Annotated in this window: 10 protein-coding genes; 8 read left to right on the top strand and 2 right to left on the bottom strand. The window is 52.8% G+C overall.

Annotation, left to right across the window (positions count from 1 at the left end):
* The first annotated feature begins 64 nt into the window (after nucleotides 1–64).
* The 8 genes from AINA4_RS06630 to AINA4_RS06595 all read left to right on the top strand — a co-directional run bounded on the left by AINA4_RS06630 (nucleotide 65) and on the right by AINA4_RS06595 (nucleotide 8965).
* Entirely contained in the window at nucleotides 65–1330 is a 1266-nt protein-coding gene (locus AINA4_RS06630) for an aspartate kinase (protein WP_280799527.1), read from the top strand.
* Nucleotides 1327–2388 carry an aspartate-semialdehyde dehydrogenase gene (locus AINA4_RS06625; RefSeq protein WP_281786657.1) on the top strand — a complete coding sequence of 354 codons (1062 nt, stop codon included), beginning with the start codon at nucleotides 1327–1329 and terminating at the stop codon, nucleotides 2386–2388. The genes AINA4_RS06630 and AINA4_RS06625 overlap by 4 nt, the downstream gene beginning before the upstream one ends.
* Nucleotides 2389–2480: 92 nt before the next feature.
* Entirely contained in the window at nucleotides 2481–3983 is a 1503-nt protein-coding gene (locus AINA4_RS06620; protein WP_348773302.1) for a malate:quinone oxidoreductase, read from the top strand.
* Between the two features lie 43 nt (nucleotides 3984–4026).
* On the top strand, nucleotides 4027–5235 hold the full coding sequence (locus tag AINA4_RS06615; protein ID WP_281786655.1) for an ATP-binding protein: 1209 nt from the start codon (nucleotides 4027–4029) through the stop codon (nucleotides 5233–5235).
* Nucleotides 5225–6334, top strand: a complete 1110-nt coding sequence (locus AINA4_RS06610) for a hypothetical protein (protein WP_281786654.1) — start codon at nucleotides 5225–5227, stop codon at nucleotides 6332–6334. The genes AINA4_RS06615 and AINA4_RS06610 overlap by 11 nt, the downstream gene beginning before the upstream one ends.
* On the top strand, nucleotides 6324–6980 hold the full coding sequence (locus AINA4_RS06605) for a DNA-binding response regulator (protein WP_281786653.1): 657 nt from the start codon (nucleotides 6324–6326) through the stop codon (nucleotides 6978–6980). Before AINA4_RS06610 ends, AINA4_RS06605 begins: the two co-directional genes overlap by 11 nt.
* Nucleotides 6980–7642 (top strand): thymidine kinase, encoded by a 663-nt coding sequence (locus tag AINA4_RS06600; RefSeq protein WP_281786652.1) that lies wholly within the window; start codon nucleotides 6980–6982, stop codon nucleotides 7640–7642. The genes AINA4_RS06605 and AINA4_RS06600 overlap by 1 nt, the downstream gene beginning before the upstream one ends.
* Nucleotides 7643–7651: 9 nt before the next feature.
* A complete protein-coding gene (locus AINA4_RS06595; RefSeq protein WP_281786651.1) occupies nucleotides 7652–8965 on the top strand; it encodes a UDP-glucose/GDP-mannose dehydrogenase family protein in 1314 nt (437 codons plus the stop codon).
* Here the strand turns inward: AINA4_RS06595 and AINA4_RS06590 are convergent, their stop codons facing one another.
* Entirely contained in the window at nucleotides 8966–9901 is a 936-nt protein-coding gene (locus tag AINA4_RS06590) for a metallophosphoesterase (RefSeq protein WP_281786650.1), read from the bottom strand.
* A 7-nt stretch (nucleotides 9902–9908) separates the two neighbouring features.
* Nucleotides 9909–12497, bottom strand: a complete 2589-nt coding sequence (locus tag AINA4_RS06585; protein ID WP_281786649.1) for a transglycosylase domain-containing protein — start codon at nucleotides 12495–12497, stop codon at nucleotides 9909–9911.
* Nucleotides 12498–12499 lie beyond the last annotated feature (2 nt).

The following is a 12499-nucleotide window of genomic DNA, read 5'->3' as shown; positions in this document are numbered from 1 at the left end:
AGAATAGAGTTTCCAGCTCGCGTGAAACGAAGCCGTGAGCATCTTCTTTCAGGAGTTTCAAACCGTGAGCTTGATTGTGCAGAAATATGGCGGATCGTCCGTTGCTGATGCTGAAAGCATCAAGCGCGTCGCCAAGCGCATTGTCGATACTCGCGAAGCCGGAAACGACGTTGTTGTTGTTGTTTCTGCCATGGGTGACACCACCGATGAACTGATGGACCTTGCTAACGAGGTCTCACACGATCACGCACCACGTGAGCTCGACATGTTACTTACTGCTGGTGAGCGAATCTCTATGGCCTTGGTTGCCATGGCTGTGCGCTCTCTCGGGCACGAAGCAAAATCCTTCACGGGATCTCAGGCGGGAATGATTACCGATGCTCAGCACGGTACTGCTCGCATCGTGGAAGTAACCCCTGACCGTCTGCGTGACGCGGTGGCAGATGGCGACATTGCCATTGTTGCTGGATTCCAAGGTTTCAACCGTTCCACCGGTGACATCACCACACTCGGTCGTGGCGGATCTGACACTTCAGCTGTTGCCCTTGCTGCAGCCCTCAACGCAGATGTGTGCGAGATCTACACCGACGTGGATGGTGTCTTTACTGCAGACCCTCGCGTTGTTCCTCACGCATCCAAAATTCACCGCATTTCAACCGAAGAAATGCTGGAGTTGGCAGCAAACGGTGCCAAAGTTCTCAACATTCGCGCAACAGAATATGCACGCCGTCACGGGGTGACATTGCACGTGCGCTCCTCCTTCGTCCCCGACGAGGGAACAATCGTGTACAACCCCACGGAGGGAGAAACAGTGGAAGAGCCCATCATCACCGGTGTCGCCGGTGACCTGAGCGAGGCCAAGATCACCGTCGCCGGTGTTCCAGACGTCCCAGGTAAAGCAGCACAGATCTTCACCATCGTTGCCGAGGCAGATGTGAACATCGACATGATCGTGCAGAACGTATCGCCTGCAGGAACCGGACAGACCGATATTTCTTTCACCCTCCCCAAGGCTGAAGCTGACTCCGCTCTAGCCGCATTGAAGTCTGCTCAGTCGCAGATTGGGTTTACTGACCTGGCACTGGATGAGAACATCGGCAAGCTCTCTGTTGTGGGTGCAGGTATGCGCACCAGCTCGGGTGTTTCTGCTCAGCTGTTCACTGCTCTATTTGAAGCAGGTGTCAATATCGACATGATTTCTACCTCCGAGATTCGCATCTCGGTCATCATGCGTGCGGACCAGCTCAACGAGGCTTTGCGTAAGGTTCACACTGCCTTCGGTCTTGACTCCGCTGTTGAGGCAGTCGTACACGCAGGAACTGGCCGATGACCGCCATCGCCCCAGAGGGGCTCCATGTTGCCGTGGTCGGTGCAACCGGCCAGGTCGGTAAGGTCATGCGTCGTTTGCTCGAAGAGCGTAACTTCCCTGTCAAGTCGATTCGTTTCTTTGCCTCGGCTCGCTCTGCCGGAAGTGTGCTTCCCTACGCAGGTCACGATGTTGTTGTTGAAGATGTGGAAACAGCAGACCCTACTGGTATCGACGTAGCCTTGTTCTCTGCAGGTGCCACCGCATCCAAGGCACAAGCGCCACGCTTTGCCGCAGCCGGTGTGACCGTGGTTGATAACTCCTCCGCATGGCGCATGGACCCAGAGGTTCCTCTGGTTGTCTCCGAGGTCAACCCTCACGCTATCAAGCAGGCAGTCAAAGGCATTATTGCTAACCCCAACTGCACCACTATGGCGGCCATGCCTGTGCTGAAAGTTCTCGATGCTGAAGCTGGTCTTGAGCGTATGAACGTGACCACCTTCCAGGCTGTGTCTGGCTCTGGTCTGGCCGGTGCTGAAGAACTTGCTAACCAGGTTCGTGCAGCCGTTGACCAGGGAAATATTGAAGACCTCGTTCACGACGGTTCAGCTATTTCTTTCCCCGCACCTGTGAAATACGTCAAGACCATCGCCTTCGACGTTGTCCCACTAGCCGGCGCCATCGTCGAGGACGGCCTCAACGAAACCGATGAAGAAAAGAAGTTGCGCAACGAAAGCCGCAAGATTCTGGAACTTCCTGAGCTTTTGGTTTCCGGCTTGTGTGTCCGTGTTCCCGTGTTCACTGGTCACTCACTGTCCATCAATGCAGAATTTGGTAAGGCTATCTCGCCAGATCGCGCTCGCGAATTGCTCGCAGACGCTCCTGGTGTTCAGCTAGAAGAAGTTCCCACACCACTTCAAGCTGCAGGAGCTGATCCTTCTTTCGTTGGTCGTATTCGCGCTGATGAGACAGTGGATGGCGGTCGCGGTCTGGCAATGTTTGTCAGCAATGACAACCTGCGCAAGGGCGCTGCCCTCAACGCAGTGCAGATTGCTGAGTTGATTGCAGCTGATCGCGCCTAGTTCTCTGCACCATTTCACGAAGGCCACCAGAAACGCTTCTGGTGGCCTTCACTGTTCCTCCCGGTAGCTGGAAGCACTGAGGGCAGTGCTCAGTGGCTTTGCCCCGTAAACTTGCGGATGTGAATTCAAAGACAGTTGACGTCGCCCTGATTGGTGGCGGAATTATGAGCGCTACGCTCGGCGCACTCATTAAACAGCTGCAACCTGACTGGAGCATCCAGGTTTATGAACGATTGGGCGAAGTGGCCCAGGAAAGCTCAAACCCCTGGAACAACGCTGGCACCGGTCACGCAGGTTTGTGCGAACTGAACTACATGCCTGAAGCGCCCGATGGTTCGGTAGAGCCTTCCAAAGCTGTGGCCATCAATGAACAGTTCCAGGTCTCTCTGCAGTTCTGGGCATACATGGTTGCTTCCAAGATGCTTGATGCTCCCACCACCTTCATCAACTCAACTCCTCACATGACCTTTGTCTGGGGAGAGGCGAACGTGGAATATCTGCGCAAGCGCTATGCAGTGCTCAAAGATCAGCCCTTGTTTGCGGGCATGGAGTACTCAGAGGATCCTGAAGTCATTGCCCAGTGGACACCCCTGCTGATGGATGGTCGCACCGGTGACGAACCAATTGCAGCCACGCGCATCACTTCTGGAACTGATGTTGACTATGGTTCACTAACCAAACAGCTCTTCAACTACATCACCGAAAACGGTGCGAAACTGCGCACAGGAACCCAGGTGACGTCCGTAAAGAAGCTTCACAACGGGCACTGGCGTTTGCAAATGCGTGACATGGTGGGGAACACCCCGCACTCCATCACGGCCAAGTTTGTCTTTGTTGGTGCCGGTGGTGGCGCATTGTCACTGCTGCAAAGCGCGGGAATCAAAGAAGCCAAGGGCTTCGGTGGATTCCCCATTTCAGGACAGTTCCTGCGTACCAACAACCCCGCATTGGTAGCTCGCCACCAGGCCAAGGTCTATGGCAAGGCATCTGTTGGCGCACCACCCATGTCTGTTCCTCACCTAGACACCCGTGTTGTTGATGGCCAGAAGTCATTGTTGTTTGGACCCTTCGCAGGATTTACTCCAAAGTTCCTCAAAGAAGGTTCTTGGTTTGATCTTCCCGGTTCAATTCGACTAAACAACATTTTCCCCATGCTTGCTGTCGGAGCGACCAACCTAGATTTGTTGAAATACCTCATCGGCGAATTAATGGCGAGCCCACAAAAGAAGCTCGATGCGTTGCGTGAATTCTTCCCCGACGCCAAGCACGAAGACTGGGAGCTCATCACAGCTGGTCAGCGAGTTCAGGTCATGAAGTCTGACCCCAAGAAGGTGGGCGTGCTGCAATTCGGCACAGAAGTGATTGCTTCCGCAGATGGCACCATCGCTGGATTGTTGGGAGCCTCGCCAGGTGCTTCTGTGTCCGTGCCCGTCATGTTGGACGTACTAAAGCGCTGCTTCCCCACTGAGTTTGCCGGCTGGGAGCCAGAGATCAAGAAAATGATTCCTAGTTTCGGAACACGTTTATCTGACAACCCTGCGACGGCAAAGAAGTCCTTTGCTGCTTCGGCTAAGGCGCTCAAACTCTCCACATAGGGAAGACTGGTCTTTACGGCCATTTGGGTGAGGGGGAGCGAGAATGCAAATTGGTATTCCTGCCAAACTCGCACCTGTCTTGTTTGCTCAGGCACTCTCTCGCCTGTTCCTGGTGTACTCGGCCTATTCCGTCATCTTTGCTGAAGTTCTACTTCTTCTGGCCGGATGGCATGAGGGCAATGCTGCCGTGTTGTGGGCTGGCTTCTTGGTCGGTTTCCCCGGATTTGTATTGTGGTGGCTCATGTTTTCACCACTGTCACCCTTCTCGGCATCTCTGTATTTAGTTTTCTTAGGCACTTGTTTGGTCATCGTGACGTGGGCAGTGCTCGCCACCATGTCTGATGTTGTTTCTACAAAGTTTCTGCCATTTACTCTCCTCGGCTTTGCTCTTATTACTACCTGTGGTGTTGCTGCTCGTGTTCGGGACAGATTGTTCTGGGCAACCCTGGGATATCTGATTGCCAATGTGGCAATTTTTGTGGGCGCACAGCTTGCCGGTGGTGTTTTTGAATTCGATATTCGCCTGCTCGTTGGCTACCTCATCGTAGTGCTGGCCGTGTCCTTCACACCTGGGCTACTGCGAGCTCAGAGCAAGATTCAGCCTTCCCTCGACAACAGCATGGATTTCATTTCTCAAGATGCTGAGGTCGTCGCTTCAGCGAAAGATATTGCCGCTCATCTTCATGACACCTTGCTCGCTAATCTGGCCCTCATCTCACAAACAAAACCGGGAATGTTGCAGCAGGATGTTCGCGAATCCATCGAGGCGCAACTTGCCCGCCTCGAGAACAGCGAACTCACATCGACCCGGCAAACAACTATTTCCCAGGAATTGAGTTCAGATAGTCGTGAGCGTTTGAGTCCTGTTTCAACTGCGCTCGCTGAAGCGGAGCGAAACGGACTCGTTATCAACCTCAGCGGAGAACTAGCTTCCTTGGAAAATCTGACGAACGATCAAATCTCCGCCACCGCAGCTGCACTGAGTCAGTGTTTAGCAAATGTGTTAGCTCATTCAGGTCAGAAAAATGCAGAAGTGGTGTTGCTGGGAATTCCTTCCAATGTGAGTATCACTGTGATTGATGGCGGTGTTGGTTTCGACGTTGAGGCCATCCCTGCTGATCGTTTAGGTCTGAAGCTTTCGGTTAAAGAGCGAATTGAGCAGGCCGGCGGCACCGTTCGAATTTGGTCGAATCCTAATCATGGTGCGGCCATCATGATGCAGTTCCCAACGGAGGTGAACGATGAGCAATAAAGGCCGTAGCCTGCAACAGATTGATCCGCTCACCGCTGCCACGAGCTGGGAAGCAGCAATCTTCATCATTCTGTTGACCTGGGTATACGTCGTCCTTGCCACAGTTTCATCTTTGGTACATGTTTCACATGTCGCCCTCATGGCCATAGCGGTTACATTTATGACTTTGTCATTTGGGTTGCATTTGTGGTTTGCCGCTCCGCGGCATGCTCCCTATGGCAAGAGGAGCTATGCCCTGGTGGTTTTCTTTGCAATCAGCGCTGCGTGTTTTCAAGTCGGGTCGATGGATAACCATGTCACAGGATATTTCTTCGAATGGGGGCCTATAGCTCTTGCACTTCTCTTTGCCAGTGCAAGTGGGTATCGACCTCTCTCCGATCAGTACTTCGCCGGTTTGGCAGCGGTGCTGTCCGTCGGAGGCTTGTTAGCTTTGACAAGTCTGAGACTGGACATCCCGTTTGGACCGGCATACTTTGCTGTTTCTGGAATTACACTTATCGCCATCGTTGTCCTCGGCCAAGCAAGCTATACCCAAAAAGCAACAAGCGTTCTGAGGGCTTGGAATGCAACAGTGAGCGAACTAACTCAACAACCTTCGCAGCCACGCAATTCTGTGACGGCAGAAGTGACGAAACCTTTCCTAGATGAGGTGAAACATTTTTATGTTGAACTTCTAGAAACGGGTCGCGTGAACGCAGTGGATGTCGAAAAAGCTCGACAACTTTCCGGCGAGATTCGTAGTGAACTCCTGACCCTCTCAACTCGAACGTGGGTTGAACGGATTGGCTGTGAGCTTCACGATCCAGAGAATTTGTTGGGACGCTTTGACCTAGCCTCCCAATCCAGCATTTCTGCACTGATTACTGGTTTGAGAGATAACGGAGTTCGTTCCATCTCTGTGTCATTGCGCTCAGATCCGGTAACGGGTCGGCTCTCCTGCGTGGTGCTCGGAAAAGACGACGGCGGTCGAAGTGATTCGAGCTATCGTTTGCGAACCAAACTGGCCCCCTATCTGCGTGTGATGTACGTAGTGTTTCAGGATGTGCGCATGATTGAACAAGATGGGGAAGTGAAGGTGTTGTTCTACTATGCAAGCTGATGGGGGACGCAGGACACCTGCGACGTTGGCAATTTTGGATGACCACGGACTCTTGGTTGAAAGCATTACGAGTTGGTTTTCTGAAAACGCTCCGGATTTTGATGTGGTCTGTAGTGAAACATCCTGGGCGGGGTGTTTAGGCAACCCTGCTTTTCCTGCCGACATGGTGTTGATGGACTACCAGTTGGCAGAAAATGTCTCGATTGAGGCGCGTGTGTTGACGTGTAAGGCCGCCGGAGCCAAAGTCGTGGTGATAAGTGCTCTTGGCGGGGCAGAACTTGAAGAACGAATTAACGCCGCAGGTGCTGATGCTTACTTCGATAAAGCCACCTCGATGCGTGTCATTGCTTCCACCATGCGCCAATTGTTGGGCATGCCTGCTATGCACGTGGGTACCCCAGGTGAGCCCATTCAACACGCCGAAGAGGTGTCCAAGCCTCGCTTAAGTGCCGGGGAAGAACAGGCATTGATGCTGTATTGCCAAGGTTTAGCAACAAAAGATGTCGCCCAAGCTATGAATGTTCAGTTTGAGACGGCCAAAACGTACCTCAGACGGGTCCGTGAGAAGTACGCTAGAGCAGGAAGACCCGCGTCCCGGCGGGCTGATTTGGTTCGGCGTGCAGCCGAGGATGGATATTTGACCTAATGGCCAAGCTTTATTTCCGTTATGGCGCTATGAACAGCGGCAAAAGCACACTGATGTTACAAGCGGCTCACAACTATGAAGAACGCGGTCACAACGTTGTGTTGGCAAAACCCGCAATTGACATCAAGGGTGATCAAGGAGTTCTATCGCGCCTGGGAATCACTCGCCGCACAGACTTTATCATTGGTAGTGATAGCGATCTCTACGGGCTCTTTCAGCATCAACGAGATGAAGTCATTCGCAAAACCGGTGCAGATGTTCGTTGCTTATTGGTAGACGAAGCTCAATTCCTGTCTGAAGCACAAGTCGATGATCTTCTTCGTATCGCACTTCTGGAGGACGTTCCTGTTCTTGCATTTGGTATCCGCACTGACTTCCAAACGGTTGCTTTCCCAGGGTCTCGTCGATTGCTCGAAATTGCTCATGAAATAGAGGAGCTGAAAACCATTTGTCGTTGTGGCAAAAAAGCAATCTTCAACGCTCGTAAATACAACGACCGATTTATCTTTGACGGCGATCAGCTGGCGATAGATGGCGTTGCAGTCACATATGAGCCTCTGTGTGGTAACTGCTACCTCATCGAGAGCAACGGTGTACTCAACGCTGGCCGTAGACAGTGGCCAGTTGCGTACTCCTTCGAGCCAGACCCCGACTTTAGCTAGTTTCCCACCATGCGCATCTCGGTTATCGGTTGCGGCTACCTGGGTGCAGTGCACGCGGCAGCCATGGCCGATCTCGGGCATGAGGTGATCGCGGTCGATGTCGATGCGGCGAAAGTTGACGCTCTCGCTCAAGGCAAACCGCCCTTCTTTGAGCCTGGTCTGCCCGAAATCCTTGCCACTTCTATAGCCTCTGGGCGTCTACGCTTCACCAAAGATATTAGTGAGGTTGCAGGAGCATCGCTGCACTTTATCGCTGTGGGAACACCCCAAAGTGAGAACAGTGGCGCCGCAGATCTTCGCTATGTCCATGCAGCTGTTGATGCTCTGATTCCTCATCTGGGATCAACCGATGTCATCGTAGGCAAGAGCACAGTTCCTGTCGGCACAGCAGAGGCTTTATCTCGCCGACTGATAGCAGCAGGTAGTTCGGCAGCCCTGGCATGGAATCCAGAATTCTTGCGTGAGGGCTTCGCGATCAAGGACACTCTCTCACCAGACCGGCTCGTCTTTGGTTTCGGTGAAGGCCCTGGCAAACACGTAGCTCGTGCTGCACTCCGGGATGTGTATGCGCAAGCGATTGCTGCTGGAACACCAGTAGTCGAGACGGATCTAGCAACGGCAGAGCTGGTCAAGACTGCAGCGAATGCGTTTCTGGCAACCAAAATCAGTTTCATCAATGCCATGAGCGAGATTGCTGAGGCAACGGGCGCAAATGTGACTGAGCTAGCCGATGCTATTGGTTATGACGCGCGTATTGGCAGGAAGTTTCTCAACGCTGGTGTGGGCTTTGGCGGTGGGTGTTTGCCTAAGGACATCAGAGCTTTCTCTGCTCGTGCCCAAGAACTAGGGTTGGGCTCCTCAGTCGCGTTCCTTGATGAAGTGGATACCATTAACCTGCGCCAACGTGAGCGTGTCATCAACCGCGTCATCTCTGATTCCGGTGGTGAGGCTGCAGGTCTCCGGGTGGCGGTGTTGGGTCTAGCCTTCAAACCCCACTCCGACGATGTTCGTGATTCTCCTGCTTTGGATGTTGCTCAAGGTTTACTTGCTGTTGGAGCAGATGTTGTTGCCTATGACCCTCAAGCTCACGGACCTGCGCTGCTACGTTTCCCAGAGTTGAAGGTTGCCGCCACACTAGAGCAAGTTTTGGTGGGTGCTGATATTGCCGTCTTGGTCACCGAATGGCCAGAGTTTGTTGCCTTAGATCCGCGGGTAGCAGGAGATCTGATGGCACACAAACGAATCGTGGATGCCAGAAATGTCCTAGATGCTGACACGTGGAGAGCAGCTGGCTTCCATTACAGCAGCCTGGGACGTCCCTAACTAGTCTCTGGGACTGAGAGTGACCAGAGAAGCCTCTGGGGGGCAGGCAAAGCGCACAGGAGCATAAATGGATGTTCCCAGGCCCGCAGAGACGTTCAATGCTGCTGTGTGGGCGCCGTGGCGCCACGTGCTCAATCCCTTGACTTGTTCGCGAGGGATATCGCAGTTTGTCACCAACGCTCCAAACCCTGGAACGCAAACCTGACCACCGTGGGTGTGCCCGGCAAACATCACTTGAGCACCTTGAGCAACAAACTCGTTCAGAATGCGCTGATAGGGGGCGTGTGCAACACCAATTGTGAGTTCAGGAGCGGTTTCTTCAAAAATGTCTTCCGACTGCAGGTTCTCTAATGCGCGTTCCATGCGAGAAAGAGAGTCAAAGTTGCGGTGGGGGTCATCAACACCCATGAAATCTAGCCGGCGTTCACCAATCTGGATGGATGCGGCAGTGTTGTTGAGGTTTGCCCAACCTAAATCGTTGGTGAGGAAGTGCTGCAGTCCTGCTGTGTCCAAAACAGTCGCATGGGTCTTCGCGCGTGAGGGGCCAGAGAAATAAGTGAAAGGGTTTTTGAATTCGGGCGCGAAGTAGTCATTCGAACCGTTGACGAACACTCCAGGAATGCTCTGGAAAGCCGATAGTGCCTCTTCAACAGCAGGAAGAGCATTGATGTGACCGAGGTTGTCACCGGTGTCAACAACAAGATCTGGAGACAGCGCAGCTAACGACTTAATCCACTCAATCTTGCCCTCTTGCCATGGAGCTAGATGTAAGTCAGAAATGTGGAGAACACGTAAAGGTTGTGCACCAGGTTCTAGAACTTTCGCTTCCACTTCACGCAAAGTGAACTGGTTCCGTTCGATGAGCGTCCCCCAGAGTAGGGCGCCGGCAGCGGCGACACCAACTCCGAGGAGCGCATCACGAACAAACTTGTCCATCAGAGAGTTATTGCTGAATCGTAATTGTCACAGTGGCACCAGGCTTCACAAACCCTCCCACAATGTCCTGAGCAATTACCTTGCCCACATTAGGACTTGGGGGTGCTGGACAGGTGCTGGGCACCGGTGCAGGGGTAACCGGTGGGTTCACTGTGTTATCCACTGGTGGCTGGCTGAAACACGGCGTTGGTGTGGGGCTTGGAGCCAAGATAACTTGGACAACCCAACCACCAGATTGCAAGCTACTGGTTGCGGCAGCCTGAGTCATGCCAAGCGTTGTTCCAGGACCAGCTACAAGTGACTGGTTACTGGTGTACACCGTGATTTCAGCACCTACCGCGGTGTTTTCACCTGAAGGTGGATCTGACTTGACCACGGTTCCCTTGGGCTTCTCAGAGTCCATCTCGCCGCCGTCTTTGAAGGTCAGGCCGACACTTTCGATGAGTTCTTGAGCTTGCTTGAGGGTCAGGCCGTCAATGGCTGGAACGGCAACAGACTTACCCTTCATCAAGTTTGGATCTGGTGCCGGGAAGGCATCTCCACCATAAATGCTGTTGGCAGTTGCCATCACACCACGCCAAATTCCCTGCACGAAGACATAGGGAGGGAAGACGTATTCACCCACGTTGACGTGGCCGGTGACGTTACCAATCCAGGAAACGGTTGAAACCTTGGTGGTGGTACCCATCATCCAGTTGTGTTCAGAGTTATCCGAAGTACCTGTCTTGGAGATGAAAGGAACACCGTCGTTAGGTGATGCCCAACGTGCCGATCCTTCGATTACTCGAGACATGGCGTACGCAACTGTGTTGGCAATGTTGGGCTGAACTGCCTGATTACATTTTGACTTCGGTGGTTCAATCTTCTTGCCGCTGCGGTCAGTGATTTCATCAATAGCAATTGCTGAACACACCTTGCCCTGGTTTGCGAAGCCGGCAGCTGCCACAGCCATGGTTAGCGGCGCGATTTCATTTGAACCAAGAACTGACATGGGGTTGCTGGTGAGAGTCTTTAGGTCAGCGCGGTGAACACCGAAGCTTTCTGCGGTCTTGCGGATCTTGCAGAGGTCCAACTTGGACGCCATCATCATGAAGTTGGTGTTCCATGAGTTGATCAGTGATTGCAGAGCGGACCAAACCTTACCTGTTCCACGGCCATCGAAGTTCTGCAGGTTCCAGTTGTTGAGGTCACCAACACCTTCACAGCTATTGGTGAACTCTTTACCGGTCCAAATACGGTTCTTACCGTCAACCATTTCGTTGAGACCGTGGCCATTCTTGAGCCACTCTGCAAGGGTAAAGACCTTGTAGGTCGAACCCACAGGGAAGCCAGTGGAGCTTCCATATCGAGAATCAGTGTTGTAATTCACGGAGGTGTAGTTGGCTCCGGTTGCAACAACTTCAGGATCAGCGGAGTAATCCTTGCTTTGGCCCATGGCCAAAATGCGTCCTGTTCCAACCTCTACCGAAACAGATGCTGCGGCGATATTTCCTTCATCAACTACTTTGGCAACACGCTCGTCGATAGCCGCGTTTGTTGCAGCCTGAACATCCAAGTTGAGGGTGGTCATGATTTTGTATCCACCACGCTGGAAGTTGTTCCAACGCTCATCCTCAGTAGCTCCGAAGACCTTGTCGTTCTTGATGACCCAGGTGACATAGTCACAGAAGAAAGCAGCTCCACCAGCAGTCTGACAACCAGTACTCGGAGGTGTAATGACAGGTGTGACAGGTTCTGCAACAGCAGCCTTGTATTCCTTCTGAGTGATCTTTCCTTCGGCAAGCATGCGCTCTAGGACGTAGTTTCGACGGTCAGTGTTTGCCTGAATGTTTTCTTCGTAGTCGATACGAAGGTTGTTCGGGTTATTGACCGTGGCAATCAAACTTGCTGCCTGGGCAAGTGTTAGATCTTTCGCCTTGACGCCGTAGTAGTACTGAGCTGCTGCTTCGATTCCGTAGGTTCGACCACCGAAGGAAGCAATGTTCAGATAACCATTGAGAATTTCATCTTTAGAGTATTTCGACTCGATGCTGATGGCCAGCTTCATTTCTTTGAGCTTGCGCTCAATGCTTGTCTGGGTAGCTGCGATGTAGGCAGCCTTACGAGCGTCTGGATCAGCGAGCTCTTCGGCACGTTGAACCAGAATGTTCTTGACATACTGCTGGCTAATTGATGAACCACCCTGGACATCTCCACCCGAAGCGTTCGACAGGATTGCTCGGGCGGTACCAATGAGGTCAACACCACCGTGCTCATAGAAGCGGGGGTCTTCTGTCGCAATAGCTGCGTCAATGACGTAGGGAGAAATTTCGTCCAAGGGAACCGTGACGCGGTTCTGTGCGTAGAACGAGGCAAGTAGAACATCAGAACCATCTGATGCTTTGGCATAGATGCTGGTCTTTTCCGCGAGCTGGTTAATTTTCAGATATTCGGGCAACTCGTCAAAGACGCCTAAAGCGCTGTTGGTGGTGAGGCCGGTAACCGCGATAGCGGGGGTTACAGCGGCTGCAATAAGTACTGACGCAACGGCACTCATGCCGACAAATGCGAGCAGTCCTCCGACCAGTCCTGACTTCGAGGGCTTCTTGGCAAACATAG

Origin of the sequence: Aurantimicrobium sp. INA4 (assembly GCF_027924525.1) — a bacterium.
Taxonomy (GTDB): Bacteria; Actinomycetota; Actinomycetes; order Actinomycetales; family Microbacteriaceae; genus Aurantimicrobium.
The sequence above is the reverse complement of the archived record's forward strand: the minus strand, read 5'-3'. Positions and strand labels throughout refer to the sequence as shown.

What these genes read in the sequence shown, in the direction of transcription:
- AINA4_RS06590 (WP_281786650.1), bottom strand. Translation starts at nt 9,901, where the DNA reads ATGGACAAGTTTGTTCGTGATGCGCTCCTCGGAGTTGGTGTCGCCGCT.
- AINA4_RS06600 (WP_281786652.1), top strand. Translation starts at nt 6,980, where the DNA reads ATGGCCAAGCTTTATTTCCGTTATGGCGCTATGAACAGCGGCAAAAGC.
- AINA4_RS06595 (WP_281786651.1), top strand. Translation starts at nt 7,652, where the DNA reads ATGCGCATCTCGGTTATCGGTTGCGGCTACCTGGGTGCAGTGCACGCG.
- AINA4_RS06625 (WP_281786657.1), top strand. Translation starts at nt 1,327, where the DNA reads ATGACCGCCATCGCCCCAGAGGGGCTCCATGTTGCCGTGGTCGGTGCA.
- AINA4_RS06610 (WP_281786654.1), top strand. Translation starts at nt 5,225, where the DNA reads ATGAGCAATAAAGGCCGTAGCCTGCAACAGATTGATCCGCTCACCGCT.
- AINA4_RS06605 (WP_281786653.1), top strand. Translation starts at nt 6,324, where the DNA reads ATGCAAGCTGATGGGGGACGCAGGACACCTGCGACGTTGGCAATTTTG.
- AINA4_RS06585 (WP_281786649.1), bottom strand. Translation starts at nt 12,497, where the DNA reads ATGTTTGCCAAGAAGCCCTCGAAGTCAGGACTGGTCGGAGGACTGCTC.
- AINA4_RS06615 (WP_281786655.1), top strand. Translation starts at nt 4,027, where the DNA reads ATGCAAATTGGTATTCCTGCCAAACTCGCACCTGTCTTGTTTGCTCAG.